The sequence below is a fragment of the Novosphingobium nitrogenifigens DSM 19370 genome (assembly GCF_000192575.1).
GTDB classification, from domain to species: Bacteria; Pseudomonadota; Alphaproteobacteria; order Sphingomonadales; family Sphingomonadaceae; genus Novosphingobium; species Novosphingobium nitrogenifigens.
The window spans coordinates 1314498-1334406 of record NZ_GL876926.1 but is presented as its reverse complement, the minus strand read 5'-3'; the positions used below and the strand labels follow the sequence as shown (position 1 = coordinate 1334406).

General features: G+C 63.7%; 20 protein-coding genes and 1 pseudogene. 10 read left to right on the top strand and 11 right to left on the bottom strand.

The features are described from left to right. Positions 1 to 9: 9 nt before the first annotated feature. Complete coding sequence (locus Y88_RS19510; RefSeq protein ID WP_018075761.1) at positions 10 to 261, bottom strand: hypothetical protein; 252 nt, start codon at positions 259 to 261, stop codon at positions 10 to 12. Between Y88_RS19510 and Y88_RS19795 the strand changes: the two are divergent. The 3 genes and pseudogenes from Y88_RS19795 to Y88_RS06240 form a co-directional block, all read left to right on the top strand. Continuing rightward, positions 193 to 345 (top strand): annotated as a pseudogene (locus Y88_RS19795) (hypothetical protein); the annotation flags it as partial. The gene Y88_RS19510 and the pseudogene Y88_RS19795 sit on opposite strands and share 69 nt — an antisense overlap. Beyond that, a complete protein-coding gene (locus Y88_RS06245) occupies positions 308 to 1687 on the top strand; it encodes a sensor histidine kinase (RefSeq protein ID WP_008067307.1) in 1380 nt (459 codons plus the stop codon). The pseudogene Y88_RS19795 and the gene Y88_RS06245, both read left to right, overlap by 38 nt. A 36-nt stretch (positions 1688 to 1723) precedes the next feature. Continuing rightward, positions 1724 to 2422 carry a response regulator gene (locus Y88_RS06240; protein ID WP_008067304.1) on the top strand — a complete coding sequence of 233 codons (699 nt, stop codon included), beginning with the start codon at positions 1724 to 1726 and terminating at the stop codon, positions 2420 to 2422. Positions 2423 to 2485: 63 nt separating this feature from the next. Here Y88_RS06240 and Y88_RS06235 read toward each other — a convergent pair whose 3' ends face one another. From Y88_RS06235 to Y88_RS06210, 6 genes are all read right to left on the bottom strand, one after another. Next, positions 2486 to 4243: a TolC family protein gene (locus Y88_RS06235; protein WP_008067301.1), complete on the bottom strand. Its 1758-nt coding sequence runs from the start codon at positions 4241 to 4243 to the stop codon at positions 2486 to 2488. A gap of 11 nt (positions 4244 to 4254) precedes the next feature. After that, entirely contained in the window at positions 4255 to 5604 is a 1350-nt protein-coding gene (locus Y88_RS06230) for an HlyD family type I secretion periplasmic adaptor subunit (protein WP_008067300.1), read from the bottom strand. Then, positions 5601 to 7334, bottom strand: coding sequence for a type I secretion system permease/ATPase (locus Y88_RS06225; RefSeq protein WP_085995942.1), 1734 nt, complete (start codon positions 7332 to 7334; stop codon positions 5601 to 5603). The genes Y88_RS06230 and Y88_RS06225 overlap by 4 nt, the downstream gene beginning before the upstream one ends. Positions 7335 to 7580: 246 nt before the next feature. Then, positions 7581 to 7991, bottom strand: a complete 411-nt coding sequence (locus tag Y88_RS06220) for a hypothetical protein (protein ID WP_008067288.1) — start codon at positions 7989 to 7991, stop codon at positions 7581 to 7583. 82 nt (positions 7992 to 8073) lie between these two features. Continuing rightward, complete coding sequence (locus tag Y88_RS06215; RefSeq protein WP_008067286.1) at positions 8074 to 8700, bottom strand: response regulator; 627 nt, start codon at positions 8698 to 8700, stop codon at positions 8074 to 8076. Continuing rightward, positions 8697 to 10352 carry a sensor histidine kinase gene (locus Y88_RS06210; protein WP_157132588.1) on the bottom strand — a complete coding sequence of 552 codons (1656 nt, stop codon included), beginning with the start codon at positions 10350 to 10352 and terminating at the stop codon, positions 8697 to 8699. Before Y88_RS06210 ends, Y88_RS06215 begins: the two co-directional genes overlap by 4 nt. 260 nt (positions 10353 to 10612) lie before the next feature. Here Y88_RS06210 and Y88_RS06205 point away from each other — a divergent pair, with 260 nt between their 5' ends. The 4 genes from Y88_RS06205 to Y88_RS06190 all read left to right on the top strand — a co-directional run bounded on the left by Y88_RS06205 (position 10613) and on the right by Y88_RS06190 (position 12720). Next, positions 10613 to 11194, top strand: coding sequence for a helix-turn-helix transcriptional regulator (locus Y88_RS06205; protein ID WP_232280935.1), 582 nt, complete (start codon positions 10613 to 10615; stop codon positions 11192 to 11194). A gap of 87 nt (positions 11195 to 11281) precedes the next feature. Next, a complete protein-coding gene (locus Y88_RS06200) occupies positions 11282 to 11644 on the top strand; it encodes a hypothetical protein (protein WP_008067283.1) in 363 nt (120 codons plus the stop codon). Between the two features lie 43 nt (positions 11645 to 11687). Beyond that, positions 11688 to 12155: a hypothetical protein gene (locus Y88_RS06195; RefSeq protein WP_008067282.1), complete on the top strand. Its 468-nt coding sequence runs from the start codon at positions 11688 to 11690 to the stop codon at positions 12153 to 12155. 19 nt (positions 12156 to 12174) lie between these two features. Further along, entirely contained in the window at positions 12175 to 12720 is a 546-nt protein-coding gene (locus Y88_RS06190; protein ID WP_008067280.1) for a helix-turn-helix domain-containing protein, read from the top strand. Between the two features lie 36 nt (positions 12721 to 12756). Here Y88_RS06190 and Y88_RS06185 read toward each other — a convergent pair whose 3' ends face one another. Next, positions 12757 to 13044, bottom strand: coding sequence for a glycine zipper 2TM domain-containing protein (locus Y88_RS06185; RefSeq protein ID WP_008067277.1), 288 nt, complete (start codon positions 13042 to 13044; stop codon positions 12757 to 12759). Beyond that, on the bottom strand, positions 13041 to 13922 hold the full coding sequence (locus tag Y88_RS06180; protein ID WP_008067275.1) for a hypothetical protein: 882 nt from the start codon (positions 13920 to 13922) through the stop codon (positions 13041 to 13043). Before Y88_RS06180 ends, Y88_RS06185 begins: the two co-directional genes overlap by 4 nt. Positions 13923 to 14053: 131 nt before the next feature. Here Y88_RS06180 and Y88_RS06175 point away from each other — a divergent pair, with 131 nt between their 5' ends. The 3 genes from Y88_RS06175 to eat are packed head-to-tail and all read left to right on the top strand — an operon-like array spanning position 14054 to position 17644. Beyond that, positions 14054 to 15451 (top strand): ethanolamine ammonia-lyase subunit EutB, encoded by a 1398-nt coding sequence (locus tag Y88_RS06175; RefSeq protein WP_008067270.1) that lies wholly within the window; start codon positions 14054 to 14056, stop codon positions 15449 to 15451. Further along, the gene (eutC, locus tag Y88_RS06170) at positions 15448 to 16248 is read left to right on the top strand and encodes an ethanolamine ammonia-lyase subunit EutC (protein WP_008067266.1); all 801 of its coding nucleotides are present in this window, start codon (positions 15448 to 15450) and stop codon (positions 16246 to 16248) included. The genes Y88_RS06175 and eutC overlap by 4 nt, the downstream gene beginning before the upstream one ends. 25 nt (positions 16249 to 16273) lie before the next feature. After that, entirely contained in the window at positions 16274 to 17644 is a 1371-nt protein-coding gene (gene eat / locus Y88_RS06165; RefSeq protein ID WP_008067265.1) for an ethanolamine permease, read from the top strand. 3 nt (positions 17645 to 17647) lie between these two features. Here the strand turns inward: eat and Y88_RS06160 are convergent, their stop codons facing one another. Then, positions 17648 to 18244, bottom strand: coding sequence for a hypothetical protein (locus Y88_RS06160; RefSeq protein WP_008067264.1), 597 nt, complete (start codon positions 18242 to 18244; stop codon positions 17648 to 17650). Next, a complete protein-coding gene (locus Y88_RS06155; protein WP_008067263.1) occupies positions 18241 to 19794 on the bottom strand; it encodes a glycosyltransferase family protein in 1554 nt (517 codons plus the stop codon). The genes Y88_RS06160 and Y88_RS06155 overlap by 4 nt, the downstream gene beginning before the upstream one ends. Positions 19795 to 19909: the final 115 nt, after the last annotated feature.

Here is a 19909-nt window from a genome sequence, read left to right as displayed (position 1 = left end):
GATGGGCCGCTACGCTTCCTTCATGACGGCGACGAGAAACTTTATGCCTTCTTTATGCTCTCGACAGATCGGGTTCAGGAACGGCACCGTGCGAGGGTGAAACCTGTGCCGAATCTCTTTGCCCCGAATCTCCTCGTCCCATCCGGCCCCGACGATCTTGTGCCTGCTGCCGGCCGCAAGGCGGCGGGCGGGGTGGGCCCGCTGGTCGCATTCGTGCTGCTGGCGCTGGTCACGCTGGCGGGCGAGGGGCTCGCGGTTCACGGCAACGATGCCGATATCGCGATGCTCTACCTGATCCCCGTGATCTATGCCGGGACGCGGCAGGGATTGGGAACGGGGCTTGCGACCGGTCTCGTCGCGACGATCGCCTACGATTTCTTTTTCGTGCCCCCCCCGGTTCAGTTTCGCGATTGCCGATCCGTCGAACGTGGTCTCGATGGTGATCCTGATCGGAGTGGCGGTGGTTTCCAGCCAGCTTGGCGCGCAAGTCCGCAGCAAGGCGAGGCTGGCTCAGGCCAATGCCGATCGCAACGGGGCACTCGCCGGGTTTGCGCGGGTGCTGATGGGGGTCAATCGTCGCGAGGAATTGTGGGATGTGCTGAGCCAGGAAATCGCGCGGCTGTTCGATGTGCGCACGATCGTTGTGGCACCCGATCCTCCGGGCGAAGGCGGGCGGCATCTGGTGGTCAAGGCGGCGATCCCTGCTCGGGGCGATCTCGACCTTATCGACGGGGTCGCGGCGCGCTGGGCTTTCGACACCGCCCGTCCCACCGGCCCGGGCAGCGACAGCATGGCGGTGTCGGAATGGCATTTCCATCCGGTACGCGGCGGCAATGTCGCGCATGCGGTTCTGGGCGTTGCGCGCGAGGATGCCGGTACGCCTTTGGGACCAACGCAGTTGCCGCTTCTGGCAAGCCTCCTCGATCAGGCGGGGCTGGCGCTCGCCCGGATCACCGTCGAGGAGGAAATGCTCGCTCTGGGCAAGATCCAGGAGCGCGATCGCCTGCGGGCGGCCTTGCTCTCCTCGATCGGCCATGACTTGCGCACGCCGCTGACGACGGTGCTGGGCATGTTGCGTGCCATCCGGCCCGAAACGCCGGTCCAGCAGAGCCAGCTCGACATGGCGCGCGGCGAGGCGGAACGGCTCGATCGTTTCGTGGCCAATCTGATTGACATGGTGCGGATCGAAACGGGAGGGCTCGACCGCGCGCTCGAACCGGTCGACCTCTCCGAGGCTGTGACGGCCGCGCTTGACGATTTGCGGCGGGTTCTGGGTGGCCATCGCATCGCGGTGGAAGTCTCGCGCGACTTGCCGCTCGTCCTTGCCGATCCGGTCCTGCTTCATCATTGCCTGATCAATCTCATCGACAATGCGGCCAAGCATGGCGGATCGCGGGGCAAAGTGGTCGTTCGCGCCCGTGCGGCGGGCGAGGGTCTTGCCTTGTCGGTTCTCGACGAGGGGCCGGGTATTCGGCCCGGCGAAGAACAGCGCGTGTTCGGCATGTTCACCCGGCTGGAAGGGTCGGACCGGCGCGGGGGAACCGGGCTGGGGCTTGCCATCGTCAAGGGCTTTGCCCAGGCGATGGGGATGGAAGTCGCCGCAGCCAACCGTTTGGAAGGGCAAGGGGCGGTATTCACCCTTTTGATTCCACCGGGAAATTTGCGGCAGGTCGACAGCGCCGCCTGAACCGGGCAGGGAGAACGCGAAACAACGGGGGCGTTCATGGGTGGTTCGGTTCGAATTCTGGTCATCGACGACGAACCGTCGATCCGTTCGCTTCTGCGCGCCGCGTTGGAGCCTGCCGGGTATCGGGTCAGCGAAGCCGATCTTGCCGCGACGGCCATGACTGCGGCCCATGACGAGACGCCGCAAGTCGTCCTCCTCGATCTTGGCCTTCCCGATCGGGACGGGCTCGATCTCATCGCCCCTTTGCGCAAGGCCGGGGCCGCAGTGGTGGTCCTGTCCGCGCGGGACGCGACCGCGCAGAAGGTTGCAGCGCTCGATCGCGGTGCGGACGACTATGTCACGAAGCCCTTCGATACCGAAGAAGTGCTGGCCCGGGTGCGGACTGCGCTACGCCACAGGACCGGGCCGGAAGTGCTGGCGGCGGCCTTGCGCTTCGACGACGTGGAAATCGATCTGGCCGCGCGGGTCGTGCGCAAGGACGGGGTGGAAGTCCATCTCGCGCCCAAGGAATTCGCCATGCTTGCCGAGCTTGCCGCGAATGCGGGCAAAGTAGTTACCCATGCGCATCTCCTGCGCACGATCTGGGGACCGGGACACGAAAGCGACGTCGAATACCTGCGGGTTGCCGCGCGTGGCATTCGACGCAAGCTTGAGGGGGATGCGGGCGACCAGCCGTCTCGCATCCGCAACGAGCCGGGTGTGGGCTATCGCCTTGCAGTGGCCATCGCGGGGTAAGGCGGGGGCGGCGCTGCCGGATCAGTGCGGCCGGATCAGTGCGGCCGGATCAGTGCGGCCGGATCAGTGTGTCTGGGGCAGCGTTCCGGGTGTGGTCGGTGGGGGCGGATCAGTGATCTTGACGGCGGGAACCTGAATTCTCTCGGCCGGGTCGCGTACCGCGCGGCGGTCGTTGCTCTTCGTCGTAACGCCGTCGAGCGTGCGGAGCAGCGGGGTCAGCAGCGGCAGGTCATCGCGATGGCGAACGCGGTCGAGATGGCGCTCGTCGTTATAGCGATCCTGCCCCGGCAATACGAAGTCGGGTTCCATGCCGCCGATCAGGGCCATGATCTTGGCCGCGTCGATATAGGCGGTCGCCTTTGCCGAGTTATACGTGCTGCGCGTGTTGAGCAGTTCGAGCGCGAGCTGCAGGACGTCGAAAGTGGTGTAAAGCCCCTCGCGCTCCTGAACGACGGCGCCTTCATATGCCTTTTTCGCGGCAACGGCTGCCGCGGAATAGTGGTCGATGGCTGCCAGTTGCGCTTTCCAGTCGTTCCATGCGGCCGCGACCGAGGCGCGGGTGTCGCGCATGGCGCCGTCGATCAGGCGCCAGTCGGAATCGTTGGCGGCGACCGCGTCGGCGATCTTGGTCCGGCGGACGCCGCTTTCGAACAAAGGACCGGTCACGACGACCTGGGCCAGTTCCTCGTTATAGCGGGCATAGTTGTTGTACGGGCTCTGGCTACCATAAAGAGCCTGCGCCTTGAGATCGACGCGGGGGAGAAGGTCCGCCTTGGCCGCCGCGACGGCCGCTCGCGACACGCGCTCGCGTTCGTGGGCGGCGAGGATCACCGGGCTGTGCTCCTCGGCATAGGCATAGGCTTCCTCAAGCGTGCGGATCGGCAGGTCGAGCAGCGGAGGATCGGCAAGGTCGGTGGCGGCCCCGACACCCACTTTCTGAACGAACGTGGATTCGCTTGTCGCGGCATCGCGCTGGGCCGCATAAAGCTGGGCACGGCCGAGTTCGACGCGGGTCTTGACCTGCTCCAGGTCGGTGACGGTGATCTCGTGGGACTTGAGCCGGGTCTCGTTGTCGAGCAGTTCCTGTTCCAGCGCGACAAGGTTGTCGCGGGCGATCGCGACTTCGGCCCGGTCGCGGATCAGCCCGGCATAAGAGGAGATCGCGTCGTACAGCGCCTGTTGCTCGGTCGAGCGCAGAACCTGCTTCTGATAGGCGCGCTGGGCAAGCGCCGAGCGTTCGCTGGCGAAATTGCGGCCAAAAGTGAACAGCGGCATGGTCAGGATCGCCATGGCCGAATTGCTCCAACCCCACGAGGTCGTCGGCGTCGTCTGGCCAAGCTGGCGTTGCAGCGCGGTCGGATCGAGGTGATCGCGCTGGAACCCCATCATCAACTGATAGTCGAGTTGGAGACCATAGGCCGCTCGCGCTTCGGGGACGCGATAGTCATAGCTCTTGACCAGCGACCGTTGGGCAAGAAGCGCAGGCGAAGTCCAGTACGCAAGCCCCATGGCCGTATGGAAATCGCCCACGGCCTGCCCGGACAGGGCGGCATCGCGAATGTCGCGCGGCGTTTCGGGCGGCAATTCCACTTCGATCGATGCGCGGCCGTCTTCGGCATCGCTCTGGACGATTTCCCGGCGGACCATGTTGGACTGATTGTCCGCCTGATCATCGGGGGGACCGACCAGCGCCGGTGCATGTCCGGTGGTGGAGGTTTGGGCTTGCACGCCACTCGACTGCATGAGCGCGACAAGGGCGAGACCGAGACAGAGTGCGGCCTTGCGGTTGCGCGGCTGCCGATGTGCAGGAGTGGGGATCATGGTGGACACGCTCAATCGTCGCGGAACGCGCGCACGAACTGGTCGCGGAGCGGCTTGGTGAGGTACGACATCAACGAACGCGACCCGGTTTCGATATAGACTTCGGCTGGCATGCCGCTGCGCAGGTCCAGATGCTCGCGGCGGAGCATGGCCTGATCGATCTCGACGCGGACGGTGTAGTAGGCCTGCTTGGATTCCGGGTTCTCGGTGCGGTCTGTCGCGACATAGATCACCTTGCCCGGAATTTCCGGCGTGGCTGCGCGGTTGAAGCTCGAGAACCGGATTCGGGTGACCTGCCCCTTTGCCACCTGGTCGATGTCGGTCGGGCTGATCATCGCCTCGACCACCATGGTGTCGCGGTCGGGCACGATTTCCATGATGGGTTCGGCCGGGCGGACGACATCGCCGATCGCGACGAAGGCGATCTTTTCGATCGTGCCCGAATAGGGGGCCCGGACGTCGCTGCGCACCTGGGAATCGGTTGCCGAGACACTGCGCAACTGCTGCTGGTTGAGCGTCGAATTGATCTGGTTGAGATCGTTCCCGGCCTCGACCCGGCGCGTCTGCGTCAGCTGGATCGACTGGGCTTGCGCTTCGGTGATCTTGGCGCGGGCCTGCGCGATCTGCGCCTGAAGCGATCCGAGGCTGCCGTCCATGTCGACGGCCGTGCGTTCGAGCTGGTTGAGGCGGCTGATCGTCACAAGCTGCTTGTCCCAGAGTTCGCGCGCGCTCTGGCGCTCGGGCTCGATCAGCTTGCGCTGCTGGCGCAGGGCCGCGATCTGGGCTTCCAGTCCACGGATTTCCTCGTTGTACTGAGCGACACGCGCCGACATCTGCGACTTCATGTCGGCCTCTTCGGTCTGGCGCATGGTGAAGAGGTGTTGCTCGTCCTCCATGGCCTTGCGCGCCGTCGGCGTGTTGGCCCCGGTCAGTTCGGTGGGGAAATCGATCCGCGATTGTCCGAGGCGCTCGGCTTCGAGCCGGGCCTTTTGCGCAAGTAACTGTTCGACCGTCAGGCTGGAAAAGCGTTCGTCCGCGCCGGTCACGCGGTCGTCGAAGCGCAACAGCAACTGGCCTTCGGTCACGTGCTGACCGTTGGTGACCAGAATCTGCTTGATCACGCCTCCGGTCGGATGGGCGATCCGCTTGACGCGCGTTTCGACGGAAACCTGTCCGCCGCCGATGACCGCGCCACCGATCGGCACGGCGATCGCCAGCACGAAGAGCACCATGAGCAGGAGCCCCGTCGCAAGAAGCAGGCGACCAAGCAGGCGCGGCGACCGTGCCTGCGGCGGCGCGCTGTTATCCCAGAGATGAGGGATAAGCGCGCGGGCGGCGTCGGGGGGGAGGGGCGCATTCATGCTTGGGCTCCGTTCGGAACGGCGCGGCCTTGGGCGGCAGCGGTCGGTTCGGAAACCGCAGGACGCGAACTGTCGTTTTCCTGCATGCGGCGAAGCACGGTGTCGCGATCCCCGAAATCGGCAAGGCGGCCGCCCTGAATGATGGCAAGATGCGTGGCTGAGCCCAGTGTCGCCGGGCGATGGGTAATCATGATGACGATCCCGCCACGCCCCTGCACGCTGGCGATGGCATTGGCGAGCGCTGCGTCGCCGGTCGCATCGAGATTGGAATTTGCTTCGTCGAGAACGAGCAGGAAGGGATCGCCGTAAAGTGCGCGAGCAAGCCCGACCCGCTGGCGCTGTCCGGCAGAAAGCTCGACGCCGCCCGCCGAAACCTGCGTCTCATAGCCGTCGGGCAGCGACAGGATCGTTTCGTGCATGCCTGCCGCCCGGGCAGCGGCGATGATCGCTTCGGATGTGGCGTCGGGATCGAAACGGGCGATGTTCTGACCGATCGTGCCATCCACGAGGTCGATCGTCTGCGGAACATAGCCGAGATAGCTGCCGAGGGTGTCGGCATCCCACTGATCGAATGTCGCGCCGTCGAGGCGAACTTCCCCGCGTGCCGGTTTCCATATCCCGAGGATGGCGCGGACCAGTGTCGTCTTGCCCGCTGCACTGGGGCCGATGATCCCCAGCACTTGTCCTGGGTTCAGCGAGAGGCTGATACCCTGAACGGTGAAGCGTTGCGTGCCCGGAGGAGCGACCCAGATGTCGCGGATCGCGAGTTCGTGCGACGGGCGGTCGAGAGCGACGCCCCGTTCTGCCGGGCGGCGGAATGCGGCGATGGCCTGAACCACCCGGGTCCAGCCGGTTCGGGCGGCAATCAGGCCTTTCCAATTGGCGATCGCCATGTCGACCGGAGCCAGCGCGCGTCCTGAAAGAACCGATGAAGCGAGGATTACGCCGCCGCTTGCCTGATTGTCGATCACCAGCAAGGCGCCGACGGTGAGGATCAGCGACTGGAGCAGCATGCGGAAGGATTTGCTGGCCCCGCCAAGGCGCGCGACCGTGCGGGCAAGGAAGGACTGGGCGCCGATGAAATCCTGTTCCCAGGTCAGCGTGCGCTGGATCAGCCGTTCCTGCATCCCCATGGCCAGTGCGGATTCGCTGAAGCGGATTTCCGCCAGAGTGGCAGCCGACCGTCGGCTCGTGATGTTCGCCAGTTCGCGCGATCCCGTCTGGGTCCGTCGATTGGACCATACGGCAAGGCTCGCCATGATCGCCGAGCCGATGAGTGCGGTCAGTCCCAGCCACCAGTGCAGCGCAAAGAGCACCGCCATGAACACGATGACCCACGGCAGGTCGATCAGGGCCAGCGGACCCGATCCGGCAAGGAACCCATGGATGGAATCGAGGTCGCGGATGAATTGCAGGCCGTCCCCGCGATCCTGTCCCTGGCGCAGCGGTCGCGTGACGGTCGCGTAATGGACGGCTTCGAACAGATCGTCGTGAACGCCGTTGGCGATGCCGAGCAGAGCCTCGTTACGGATCGCTTCGAACAGCGACTGGAACACGTAGACCAGCACGAGCATGCCGAAGAGGCCGAGCAGGGTCGGGATGCTGCGGCTCGGCAAGACCGAGTCATAGACCAGCATCATGTAGGCCGAACCGGCGAAAACGAGCACGTTCAAAAGCAGACTCGCCACCGCAACGAGAGTGAGACTCCCCCGGTAACGCTGCAAGAACATGTTGAAAAACTGTCGATCCACGCCTGCTCCCTGCGCCACTTTGCCTAAATTAACGGGATTGCTTCATCAAGACAACCGGGGCGCAAACGCCACCAATTCGGTGCGATCGCGATTTTGGCCTGAATGAAATTAAGGATTACCGATCAGTAATGATGGGCCGTGGTAGGAGGCCCGATTGCGCATCGTGCGCAAGGGGGTGCCGCTCTTGTGCGGCGGGATACCTTTTTCGGCGCATGTTTCTTGGATTTACGCAGCAAAGGCAGTGGGTTGGGTGATCCGCGCAGATGTCCGGACGGGCGCAAGCTGCACAGCATCGGCAATATCGATGATGGCGCGGATTGCGCGTGCTTCCTCTTCGGTCAGGCCTTCGAAATCAGGCACGAAGGCATAGCACGCCTCGACCAGGTTTCCCGGGCTGCGCTGCAATTCGGCGAGATAGTCGTCGAGGGTTGTGCATCCGTCGATGTCGGACCAGCGAACGCCGCCCGGTGCCGGCCGCTCGTGGAATGCCCAGAGCGCGGCGACGGCGCGGTCGCTTGCTTCCCGCACGCGATCCCCCAGCGCGTCGCCGGACGCGCGGGCTTTCAGCTTCTGTCGATAGCGACGCTGGCGCTCTGCATTGGTCATTGCCATGTCGCCGTGTTTGCGCGCCAACATCGGGCGCGGCAATCCGGTAACACGCGGTTACGTAACCATCCCTATTCGCCGCGTTTCAACGAGATAGCGAACACCTGACGGGTTAATCGCAGGGCTCGCTGATCGCGAGAAGAGCGAGTTCGGTGCGGTTGTCGATGTTGAGTTTCTGATAGATGCCGTGAAGGTAGACTTTGACGGTCCCTTCGCCGATGTTCATTTCCGCGCCGATGTCGCGGTTGCGCATGCCGCGCGCCACAAGGCGGGCAATCCGGCGTTCGCGCGTGCTGAGGCGGTCGAGCGGACCTTCTGTTTCGGGATGGAGCGAGAGGTCGAGTGCACGCTGGAGCAGGGCAGGCGCGATGGCTTTCTTCCCCCGGGAAACCTGTGCGAGCGCGTCGAGCAGCTCGTCCTCACTCCCGTCCTTGAGCACGATGCCCTCGATGCCCGCACGCATGGCGGCCATCAATTGCCGGTCGGTCAATTCTGCCGTCAGGAGAATGATCGGACGATGGTCGCCGCGCTTGCGGACCGCATCGAGCACGTCGATCCCGTTCATGCCAGGCATATTCACGTCGAGCAGCACGATCTCCGGATCATGCGTCTTGATCGCCGACAGGGTTTCTTCGCCGCTTGCAGTGTTCGCGACGATACGGAAACGGCTTCCGCGCAGGATGGCTTCGATCCCTGATCGGATGAAGCAGTGGTCATCGGCGACCAGCAAAGTAGTCATGACGCTTTCCTGATTGGCACTTCGATATGGAGTTCGACGCCCGGGTTCGTGTTGGCGACGTTCAGCCGGCCGCCCAATGCGCGGATGCGTTCATCGATCGACCGTGGCGCCGTCGGGGCTTCGGGAAAACCTTTGCCGTCATCCCTAATGCGGATGCGCAAGGTTTGGTCCGGCTCCCTTTTCAGAACCAGTTCGATATGACGACATTCTCCGTGGCGAACTGCATTGGCGACCGCTTCGCGTACGAGTTGCCGCAAATCATAGGCAAGGCCGATTGGTACGTCGAGAGCGACGTGCGCAGAGATCAGGTCTGTCGAGATCTGCCAGTGCTGGCCGATTTCGTCGAGCACGGACTGAAGTTCGGCAATGACATCCGCGTCGCGGTCGCCGTCGGTGGCGTTCCGGAGGCGGTCGATCATGGCGCGAAGGTGTCTCTGTTCGGTACGAAGTGCGCTCTTGATGGCGACGATTTCCTCGTCGGGATCTTCTCCCCGCCGACACCATCCGCGCAAGGCTTCGAGACGGAAGATCGTCCCTGCCATGAATTGCGCGACGCTGTCGTGGAGGTCCCGCGCAACCGCATTGCGGACATTGGCGACCGCAATCGATTGGGCAAGGGCGGCGGTTTCCTCGTGTTCCAGTGCTGCGCCGATTTCCCGTGCGAGCGAGCGTGCCACCGGAAGATCATCGACGCAGGGCGCGTCCATCGTCCATATGAGCAGTTCGCCTTGCGCACCATTGAAGGAGAAGTTCGCGGAAATTCCCTCATTTGCGGCAAATGTATTTGATAATTCAATGAAATAATGTTCCCGCAATATGCCCAGGCGATCGTCCGGGGTGGACGTGATCCGTCGCCCTTTCCGTGTGTCGAAAAGGACGGCTGTATCCGGATCGTCAGCGTGTCCGGCCTGGTCGTCGAAGGGGAGGCGCTCGACGCGGATCTGCCCATGCTCGCGATGGAAGACTTCGGTCCAGAGCTCTTCCTCGTGCAACAGCGCAATCGCGGCTTTTTGGGCGTGAAGCGTGTCGCAGGTGAAGGTCAGGGCGCTCGAAATCAACTCCATCTTTCGTTTGCCGGGGATTCCGCCCGGATCGGGCAATGGCAGCATTCGGGGCGTTTTCGGTCCTGCACCGAGCCACACGAGCATGATTGACAGAGCGATGAGATAGGTTTCGCGGTGCAGAAGTTGGTGAACGCTATGTGCCAGGCCGAGGATGCTGGCACCTGTTCCTACTGCGCCGTAAAGCATCGTCAGCGTGATCGCGGTTAACCCAACCGTCCGCATGCCCCAGCGCAGCGAGGCGGTGATGAGCAGGAACGCGGCAAAAGCGAGAAAAGGGCTGTGAAAGTTGCCGTCGGCTGCCTCGGTGAGGAATGCTGCGGCGGCAAAGGCGAGAATGTCGATGCCCTGGACGAGAGGGGCGAATCGATATTCATGCCACCAACTCCGCATCGCGACGAAGACGAGCAGTGCTGACCAGGCTGCGTAGAGAATGACCATGATGTAGCCGAGATCCGCCGCATAGGCGGTTCCGGGCGGATCGAGCCATACCGCCAGAAGGAATACGCTGGCCAGGCTGGCGCGACTCACGGCCAGAAGTCTGCCGATTCCCCTGATCGACATGCGGCTGGATATATGGCCGCGGTCCATGTGACGCCCCCTCCCGCAGATTTCCCGTCGGGAGTTACCGGGAGGGGCCCCTTGTCGGCAATCGTTTCTGTCATGCCTTGGTCGGATTTTCCTTCGATCGGAAACGGAGGCATATTCGCAAAGTCTCGCCGGGTTTACCAATTTTTGCCAGTTTGTTAGGGGTTAACCTTAAGTATACACACGTCTTGGGGTTGGTGGCGCTACGGCCCCGGACGACGGGCTGTAGTGCGGGCCCCAACGGCGTTACAGGGGATGCAATCGTGATCAGTTCATCGGATCCTGCACAGGTCGATCCGCTCGAGATGCTGACCGCGAAGCAGCGTCAAGTTCTTGATTTGCTTATCCAGCACAAGACATCCAAGGAAATATCCCGGATGCTCGGGATATCGCCCCACACGGTTGACCAGCGCATCATGCTTGCCCGTGGGAAGTTGCAGGTGTCGACCCGTAACGAGGTGGCTCTGGCCTATCGCCAACTGCTTGAGGCAAAGGGGGAAACATCCGTTTCAGCCACATATGGACAATCCATATATGGGTCGCCGGATCTCCCTGAACCATCCGAACTGGTGCAAACGGTTGCTCAGGAAGTCGCGGCGGAAGTGGTGGTTCCGATCAGGGTTCAACCAACGGGGCCCATGGGAAATCAGTTGCATGAGACAGCTGTCCCCATCCCGGAGCCGGAACGGGTAAGCCACTACCACGTACTTCCCGAAGCGTTCGACGGGCAGGGGGGGACTCTGCTGCGGGTGGGTGCGATTGCCTTGATCACGGTATTCGTCACTCTCGTCGTCATGGGTGGTTTCGCGATGTATGCGCAACTTGCCCACATGATCGACGGATAAGCTCGCAGCAGGATCAGACTTGCGTCGTCGTATGCTTTCCTAGTCCAGAAGTGATCGGCGCCGGGGGGCGCCGATGGGAGGCCAGACATGTTGATGACTTCAATGACGCCGCACGTTGCACAACGCCGGATCACCCGTGACCTGCATGAAGCCGAAGCCGCCTTGAACGAGGCTCTGCTTCTTCAGGCCCGTCTTCTTTCCACCATGGTCAATGCCCGCCGCGAAACCGGCGTGGCGCCGTTCCTTGGCCAGGACGCGCTGATGCGTCTGGTCAAGAGCCAGCAGGCAGTCGTTGATGCCGGTGGCGAACTGGCGCGCGTTCATGGACGCCTCAATGCCATCGCCGAGGAAATGACCGGCGATGCTTGCCCGTCGCAGGCCCAGATGGACGTCGACCTCGCGCTCGTGGGCGACGAAGCAGGGTTCGAAACAGCCGCTCGCGCGGCCTGATCCGACGATGGTGGTGTCGGGGACAGTCGCACGGACATACTGAATGCTCTCGTTGTGGCTGCCCCGACTCCTGCTGTGTCTTGCCATTCCGTTCGCCGCCCGCAAGGGTGACGAGCCGGAGCGGCTTGCGGCGATCGTTCTCCTTGCGACTTTCCTGCTGGACGCCGTCAACCATCTGGTTTTTGGCGATCCGGCGTGGTTCGAAGTCAATCCTGGGCATTTCGTGATCGACCTTTGGGCGTTCATCACGCTGACCTGGGTGGCCCTTCATGCCAATAGAGCCTGGCCTTTATGGGTCAGCGCGTTGCAGGCGATCGTCGTCGTCGGTCATTTCGCGAAGCTGTTCGAGATCGATGTGGCCCGGATCTCGTACTGGGCCATGACGCAACTGCCGTATTGGGTGCAATTGCTGATCCTGATCGGGGGGACGTGGACCCACGCCGAACGTGAACAGCGCATAGGGCGGTATCGTTCATGGCGATCCGTCCCTGCAACCAACCGAACGGCATGATCTGCGCCTGGAGTTAGGCATGACCATGCATTACATTTCAAGCACCCGGGCCGGGACATCCGCGCGGCCCGGAAAGGTGGAGCGCGCGTTGCGTGCTGCGCCGGTCGCACCGATCACACTGGTTTCGAGCGAGGACGAAGAGGCTGCGAGCCGCCGTCGCCGTGTCGCGCTGGCTCTGGCACGGGAATTCTATGCCGGGCGGAGAAGGCGTTCGCGTTTTTTCAGCGCGGATCTGTTCGGCGAACCGACCTGGGATATCCTTCTCGATCTTTATGTCGCATCTTGCGAGGGGCGCAGCGTGCCGACGACAAGCGCGTGTATCGGCGCACACGTTCCGCCGACGACGGCCTTGCGCTGGTTGCGTATTCTCGAAACGCGGGGACTGGTTGCGCGTGAAGAGGACGGGCGCGACGGGCGCCGTACGTTCGTTCACCTGACCACGCGGGGCATGACAGCGATCGAATCGTTCCTGGGAAGCATGGGCAATGCGCTCAGCGTTGCTCTTGCCGGTGCGGCAAGGGAAAACCTTGCCGAAGAAGAAGGGATTGCAGTCGCTGCCGAATGAACGCGGTGGGCGGACCTGAGGTCCGCCCGATCCGGCTTAACGACGATGTTCGACCGCGCACTTGCGGCGGCCTTTGCGGGCGATTTCATGTCCGGCAACGCCCCCGGCAACCGCGCCGACGAGAGGTCCGGCAACGCCCCCGGCGATGACCTTGCCCAGCACGGCGCCGCCGACGGCACCGATGACGGCACCCTGGGTCTTGGTCAGGCGCTTGCACTCACGGGCTTCTGCGGGGCTGGCGGCACATGCGATGGCGCCCGCAGCCAGAGCTGCGGCGACCATGGCTGCCGGTAGGCGATGCCGCCGCGTGATGTTCATCATCATTGGGTCCTTCCTGATCCTGTCGTGCCGGAGCCGACCGTCATCGCGACGGGATGGCGCGCGGCATCGAGCGAAACGATCAAATCGGCCCGAGGTTCCCTTTCGGCAAGAAGATTTCGGGTTATGCGCTCGTAGAAAGCGACGAAACGGCGCACGCCTTCATCGTCCATGATCCCAGGGGTGCTTCCGTCTGCCGCGCGGGTTTGCGCGCGCAGGGCCCGCTCCTGTTCCTGGCGCCAACGGACGACCGTTTCGAAGTCGGGCGCGCGCAGCAGGACAAGGGCGTCTATCCGGGCCCAGAGGGCGGCGTAAGGTCCGCCAAGTACGTCGTTGACATAAGTTCGCCAGCGTCCGTCCGCATCGGCTTCGGTTTCGAGTGCATTGACCGCGCGGGCGAGCGTCTCAGCCGGTTCGGGTCTTGCGCCAAGGCACCATCCTTCGAAAATCAGCAGCCGGGTGCCGGCCGGTACGCGGTCCGTTTCCGCAGGAGGGCGGCGGTCATCGCGTGCCTTGTCGAAACGCGGCAGAACGACCGTTTCCCCCCGATCCAGCGCGTCGATGACGCGCAGGCCGAGCGAGACGTCATGGGTGCCGGGAACTCCGCGCGTGGCGAGCAGGGGATGGACCTTCGCCGAGAGTTCAAGGCGTTCGGCGCGAGTGAGGTAAAGATCGTCGAGCGACAGGCAGGCGGTCGCGATCCCCTGCGCAGTCGACGCCGTCGCCAGAGCCCGGGCAAGAGTTGTCTTGCCCGAGCCTTGCGAACCGGAAATGCCGAGGACGACGCAGTGGTCCGGGCCCGTTCGATCGAGCCGGTCGTGCGCAAGAGCGAGCAGTGCGGCAAGGAGATCCGGGTCGACGATGGGCGGCTGGGCTTGGGGCATTGTTTGACTGTGCCGAGCCGGGCGACTTGGGCAAGCGATCTTTGTTATCCTCTCCAGCAAGGGAATCGCTTTCCCCGACGGGCTGTGCTTGACCGGGAGTTCGCCCGGGGGATCATCATCGTGAGTGGGCTATGAGCTACAAATGCGATTTTGCCGGAGAGCGGCACGTTTTCGATACGCTCGCGGCCGTCATGGCCTGTGCGACCCCGGCGCGTTCGGGGGATGCGCTTGCCGGTCTTGCAGCGCAAAGCGCGGCAGAGCGGGTTGCTGCAAGGGCTGTGCTTGCGGATCTGCCGCTGCGGCATTTTCTCGATCATGTGCTGGTTCCTTATGAAAGCGATGAAGTCACCCGCCTGATCATCGACGGCCACGATGCTGCGGCTTTTGCGCCCATCGCGCACATGACTGTCGGTGACTTGCGCGATTGGCTGTTGCGCACCGAAACCGATGCCTCGGCGCTGGCGGCCGTTGCGCCGGGGCTGACTCCGGAAATGGTTGCGGCGGTGTCGAAACTGATGCGCAATCAGGACCTGATTGCGGTGGCGCGAAAGGTCCGGGTTATTACTGCCTTTCGCAACACGATCGGTCTGGAGGGACGGCTTTCCACGCGTCTCCAGCCCAATCATCCGACCGACGATCCGCGCGGGGTTGCCGCAGCGGTTCTCGACGGATTGCTCCACGGTGTCGGGGATGCGGTCATCGGGATCAACCCGGCGACCGACAGCGTTCCTGGGGCCAGTCGCCTCATTCACATGCTCGACGATCTTCGCGAGCGTTATGCGATCCCGACCCAGACTTGCGTTCTCACGCATGTCACCAATGCCATCGCAATCATGGCGCGCGGGGCGCCCGTCGATCTGGTGTTTCAGTCGATTGCCGGGAGCGAAGCTGCCAATCGCGGTTTCGGGATCGATCTTGCTGTCCTGCGTGAGGCGCATGAGGCCGCTCTCGCGCTCGGCCGGGGAACGGTCGGGCGCAATGTCATGTATTTCGAGACCGGTCAGGGTTCCGCGCTTTCGGCCAATGCGCACCATGGCGTCGATCAACAGACGATGGAAACGCGCGCCTATGCCGTCGCGCGGGCCTTCGATCCCCTGTTGGTGAACACGGTGGTCGGTTTCATCGGGCCGGAATACCTCTACGACGGCAAGGAGATCATCCGGGCCGCGCTGGAAGACCATTTCTGCGGAAAGCTGCTGGGCCTGCCGATGGGGTGTGACGCGTGTTACACCAACCATGCCGAGGCCGATCAGGACGACATGGATACCCTGATGACGGTGCTGACCGTGGCAGGGTGCACCTTCCTCATTTGCGTTCCGGGCAATGACGACGTCATGTTGAGCTATCAGAGCCTGTCCTACCATGACGCGCTGGCCTTGCGGGCGACGCTTGGCGTGCGTGGGGCGCCTGAATTCGAGGCCTGGCTGGACGAGATGGGGCTGCTTGATGCGCAAGGCGGCATTCGCGCGCTGACCGATGGGGCGGAAACTCTGGTCCGGCGGCTGGGTGACGCGAGTCTGGCCGCATGAGCGACGAGGTTGAACGTACGCCCCCCGATGCTGCTGCGCTCTGGCAACGGCTGCGTGCAGCGACGCCTGCGCGGATCGGCCTCGGCCGGGTCGGCAATACCCAGCCGCTCAAGGATGTCCTGCGGTTTCAGCTGGACCACGCCCGGGCACGGGACGCGGTTCATGCCCCGTTCGATGCCGAAGCCCTGGCGGCGGAACTCGCGCCCCTCTCGACGCTGATTGTCGAAAGCGAGGCGATCGATCGTGCCACTTACCTGCGCCGCCCCGATCTTGGCCGCAGGCTCTCTGTTGAGGGCAAGGAGCGTCTCGCCGCAGCGATGAGGGAAGATCCGTCACGCCTCAACTGCGATGTCGCGATCGTCGTGGGGGACGGTCTGTCCGCGACGGGCGTGCAGGGGGGAGGCGCTGCGCTGGTAAGAGCCCTCGTGCGGGAGCTGGGTGACTTGTCTCTGGCCCCGGTGGTGATCGCGCGACAAGCTCGGGTTGCGCTGGGCGATGATATTGGTGAAGCGATGCGGGCACGCGTGGTCGTCATGATCATCGGCGAGCGCCCCGGCCTCACCGTTGCCGACAGTCTCGGCATTTACATGACTTTTGCCCCCCGGCGTGGACGGGCGGACAGCGAGCGCAACTGCATTTCCAACATTCATGCGCAGGGTGGCCTGGCGCCCGAGCAGGCCGCCGCAACACTGGGCCGTCTCTTGCGCGAGGCGATGCGGCGCGGGCTGTCGGGGGTCGATATCAAGGACGACGCCGAGACGCTGCTGTCGCCGCCGCCCGCGCTGGACACACCATGAATTCGCCCCGAGACCGGAGATCACGATGAGCGCATCCCAGGAAGGCGGCCTGCAACAACGCCTGAGCGTGTTCCACTTGTGGGGGATTGCGGTCGGCCTTGTTATTTCGGGCGAATATTTCGGCTGGAGCTACGGCTGGGCGGCGGCCGGAACGCTGGGCTTTCTTGTCGCGACCGTTGCGGTTGCGGCGATGTATGTCGCGTTCATCTTTTCGTTCACCGAACTGACGACGGCGATCCCACATGCGGGCGGGCCGTTCGCCTATGCCACGCGGGCGTTTGGGCCAGTGGGCGGCGCGATCGCGGGTTTTGCGACGCTGATCGAATTCCTGTTTGCTCCTCCCGCGATCTCGCTCGCCATCGGGGCCTATCTGCGGGTGCAGTTTCCCTCGCTTGATCCGGCGGTCGCCGCGACCATGGCCTATGTCGCTTTTGTCACGCTCAACATCGTGGGCGTTCACATTGCGGCGACTTTCGAACTCTTCGTGACTTTGCTGGCGGTCGCCGAACTGTTGGTCTTCATGGGCGTGGTTCAGCCGTCCTTCCACCTTTCCAACTTCCTTGCCGGAGGCTGGGCGGGGAAGGATCATTTCAGCATGGCAGCGATCGGAGGAATCTTTGCCGCACTGCCGTTTGCGATCTGGTTCTTCCTTGCGATCGAAGGTGTGGCGATGGCTGCCGAAGAGGCGCAGGATCCGCGCCGCACGATCCCGCGCGCCTATATCGCGGGGGTTCTGACTCTGGTCGCGCTGGCATTCGGCGTGATGATCTTTGCCGGTGGTTCAGGCAACTGGACCGAAATCGCCAATATCAACGATCCCCTGCCGCAAGCGATGAAACGCAGTGTCGGCAATTCGAGCGGCTGGTTGCACATGCTTGTCTGGCTCGGCCTGTTCGGTCTGGTTGCCTCGTTCCACGGCATCATCATGGGATATGCGCGGCAAATTTTCGCACTTGGCCGGGCGGGGTACCTGCCGCGCGTCTTCGCCCGCCTGCATCCGCGGTTCCGCACGCCGGACGTGGCGACGATCGCAGGCGGCGTGGTTGGTGTCGCAACGATCTGGTCCGACAACGTGGTCCATATTGCCGGGCAATCGCTGACGGCGAGCGTCGTGACGCTTTCGGCGCTGGGCGCCTTGCTCATGTACATTATCTCGATGGCGGCGCTGTTCCGCCTGCGTGCAAACGAACCGGATTTGCAACGTCCGTTCAAGGCTCCGCTCTATCCGCTGGCCCCTGCGTTCGCGCTGGGCATGGCGGCGCTCGCATTCGTCACGATGATCTGGAACAATCGCGAGATCGCGGCGATCTTCGCGGTTCTGATGGTCGTTCTGGTCACCGGCGCGCTGGCGTTTCGCCAGCGCGGTCTGGAAGCGGTCGCCGAACCGGCGGAATAGAGGCTATTCGGATTCGAGTTCGTCGGCCGGAGCATCGAGCCCTTCGACGATTTCCTGCTTTTCGTCAGCGGGCAGGGTTTTGTCGCGGTCAAGCCAGCGGCGAAATGCATAGAGCTTGCCCGCGTCGATCCGCCCGGCCTGCCATTGGTCGATGAGATAGTCGGCCGCCTCCGGAACGCCGCCCTTGATGGCCGTGAAAGTGTAGGCGAGCGCATCGTTGGGGACTTGCCACTGCGGGTCCTTGTCGATCAGGCGTGCGGCTTGCCAGGCGCCTTGCGCCGAGCCCCGGTTGGCGGCGAGGCGATACCAGTGGATCTGGCGCCCGCGCGTATCGATAAGGGGGAGGGCACCTTTCTGCTCGTGGTAGAAATCGCCCAGCCGCAGTTCGGCGGCGACATCACCTGCATCGGCCATCGCGGCGAGGCAGCGGCCTGTCGGGGTCGTCTCGACCGGAACTCCGCGGGCGAGCCCTTCGGCGGCAAGGGGGGCATGGGCGTCACAGGAGAGCGGTGTGGCGTGAGGGGGATGATGGCACGCTCCGAGCAGCAGAGGGGCCAGAACGCCTGTGGCGGTGATCGGGCGAAAGCGGGTCGTGCTCATTTCCCACGCCGCTCCATCGCTTCCTGATAGGCAAAGTCGCTGACGGAACCGCTGCACTCGCCGGGGCGGATAAAGATGCAGTTCTGGCGATCCTCGAACGGTAGTGAGGCCTGCCGGTAGCAGGTCACGAGCCTGAACCCCGGCGGGAGGCTTTCGCCGGTCAGGGTCGAGGCAATCGCGACGTTGAAACGCGTTTGCATGGCCAAGGCCTGTTCTCGCGCCTGAGGTCCGTCGAACAGCAGGACCGGGACGTCGCGGTTGAAATAGCTCATCGCCATCGACGGGTGATTGTGCGCATCGAAGCTTGCAAGGCCGCAGAGTCCGGGTTGTTCCCCGGCGAGCACCAGAGTGGTGAATTGCTTGTCGCCTTGGCCCCAGTAAGCGACAAAAGGATTGCAAAGTGCGACGGTGACACTGAGCGCGAGCCATAGTGCGGCAAGCAGGCTCAGGCGCAAGCCGTCGGAGAGATGAAGGTCGGCGAAGGGCGCACGCGTAAAGAGAAGATTGAGAATGTCGACCGATCCGAGCGCGGCCAGCAGAATGAGGCTGGTGGTTCCGAGCAGGACGAAGCGATATTCCTTGTGCGCGATCGCGGAATGCATCGCAAAGACGATGAGGGCGAGTGCGAGGAGGACCGGATAACGACGCGCGCCCATCAGACAGGCGGGGACGAGGAACAATGCCGTCCATCCCCACGTCTCGATCTGGAATGTTGTGAGCCAGGTCGGCGGCATGGTGCCGAACTGCTCGCTTCCCCCGGCCATGATGTTGAACGCGATGCTGCGCCAGATCCACGCCAGCGGAGCCTGCCCGCAGGCCATGTCGCACAGCCCGCCGATCGCAAGGCCGGTAAGCGCGCCTGCAAGCAGGGGGGCGATCGTCCGCCGCGGGGCAGGGGCAAGCGCCCACAGTGCGGTCACGGCCATGGCCGGCAGGTAGTGAAAGCGTACGACGAAGCCGAGCGCGAGCAGCAAGCCGAGGCAGGCGGTCGGGCCAGGAGCCGGGCGCAGGCGCACGCGGCGGGCCAGCGCGATCGCGGGGAACAGCAGCGAGAGGACGATGCCCTCGGCAGACGGACGCACCGCGAAATAGAAGACTTCGCACCAGATAGCCGCGACCCATGCTGCGACAAGGCCGTGCAGGCGGCTGATCGGGCGGCCAAGATCATACCATGCCCAAGGCACCGCCAGCGACAGTGCGCCGAGCGTCGTGCGCATGAGATAGATGTGAAGCTGGCTGTCAGGCGCGATTCCATGGCCCAGTGCCAAGGGCAGAGCCAGCACGGCCGGAACGAACCAGCCACGGATGCCTTCGCGAAATTCCCACGCGTGAATCCAGTGCCCGGTCACGATGCCATAGGCCGGTTCGAGATACTGCCAGACTTCGTCGGCATGAAACGCCGTCATCTGGCTGGCCAGCGCGCCGCGAAAGAACGCGGCCACGACCATGATCGCGATGAACGCGCGGGACAGGCGCCGACGTGCGACGTGCGAGGCCGGACCGCTGGCGGTTTCTGCCTCTATCCCCCGATCTTGCGGCTCGCCGCTCATTGTTCCCCTTGCCATATCCCTGCGTGCGCTCGCATATCGACGCTGGCAGGGGCGGACAAGGTCCTTGCGCGTCGGCGATAGGGATCCCCTTCGTCGCGCTTGACGGAAATAGGGT

What these genes read in the sequence shown, in the direction of transcription:
- Y88_RS06225 (WP_085995942.1), bottom strand. Translation starts at nt 7,334, where the DNA reads ATGTTCTTGCAGCGTTACCGGGGGAGTCTCACTCTCGTTGCGGTGGCG.
- Y88_RS06215 (WP_008067286.1), bottom strand. Translation starts at nt 8,700, where the DNA reads ATGACTACTTTGCTGGTCGCCGATGACCACTGCTTCATCCGATCAGGG.
- Y88_RS06200 (WP_008067283.1), top strand. Translation starts at nt 11,282, where the DNA reads ATGTTGATGACTTCAATGACGCCGCACGTTGCACAACGCCGGATCACC.
- Y88_RS06175 (WP_008067270.1), top strand. Translation starts at nt 14,054, where the DNA reads ATGAGCTACAAATGCGATTTTGCCGGAGAGCGGCACGTTTTCGATACG.
- eat (WP_008067265.1), top strand. Translation starts at nt 16,274, where the DNA reads ATGAGCGCATCCCAGGAAGGCGGCCTGCAACAACGCCTGAGCGTGTTC.
- Y88_RS06235 (WP_008067301.1), bottom strand. Translation starts at nt 4,243, where the DNA reads ATGATCCCCACTCCTGCACATCGGCAGCCGCGCAACCGCAAGGCCGCA.
- Y88_RS06195 (WP_008067282.1), top strand. Translation starts at nt 11,688, where the DNA reads ATGCTCTCGTTGTGGCTGCCCCGACTCCTGCTGTGTCTTGCCATTCCG.
- Y88_RS06240 (WP_008067304.1), top strand. Translation starts at nt 1,724, where the DNA reads ATGGGTGGTTCGGTTCGAATTCTGGTCATCGACGACGAACCGTCGATC.
- Y88_RS06190 (WP_008067280.1), top strand. Translation starts at nt 12,175, where the DNA reads ATGACCATGCATTACATTTCAAGCACCCGGGCCGGGACATCCGCGCGG.
- Y88_RS06210 (WP_157132588.1), bottom strand. Translation starts at nt 10,352, where the DNA reads ATGGACCGCGGCCATATATCCAGCCGCATGTCGATCAGGGGAATCGGC.
- Y88_RS06160 (WP_008067264.1), bottom strand. Translation starts at nt 18,244, where the DNA reads ATGAGCACGACCCGCTTTCGCCCGATCACCGCCACAGGCGTTCTGGCC.
- eutC (WP_008067266.1), top strand. Translation starts at nt 15,448, where the DNA reads ATGAGCGACGAGGTTGAACGTACGCCCCCCGATGCTGCTGCGCTCTGG.
- Y88_RS06185 (WP_008067277.1), bottom strand. Translation starts at nt 13,044, where the DNA reads ATGATGATGAACATCACGCGGCGGCATCGCCTACCGGCAGCCATGGTC.
- Y88_RS06230 (WP_008067300.1), bottom strand. Translation starts at nt 5,604, where the DNA reads ATGAATGCGCCCCTCCCCCCCGACGCCGCCCGCGCGCTTATCCCTCAT.
- Y88_RS06180 (WP_008067275.1), bottom strand. Translation starts at nt 13,922, where the DNA reads ATGCCCCAAGCCCAGCCGCCCATCGTCGACCCGGATCTCCTTGCCGCA.
- Y88_RS06220 (WP_008067288.1), bottom strand. Translation starts at nt 7,991, where the DNA reads ATGTTGGCGCGCAAACACGGCGACATGGCAATGACCAATGCAGAGCGC.
- Y88_RS06155 (WP_008067263.1), bottom strand. Translation starts at nt 19,794, where the DNA reads ATGAGCGGCGAGCCGCAAGATCGGGGGATAGAGGCAGAAACCGCCAGC.
- Y88_RS06245 (WP_008067307.1), top strand. Translation starts at nt 308, where the DNA reads ATGCCGGGACGCGGCAGGGATTGGGAACGGGGCTTGCGACCGGTCTCG.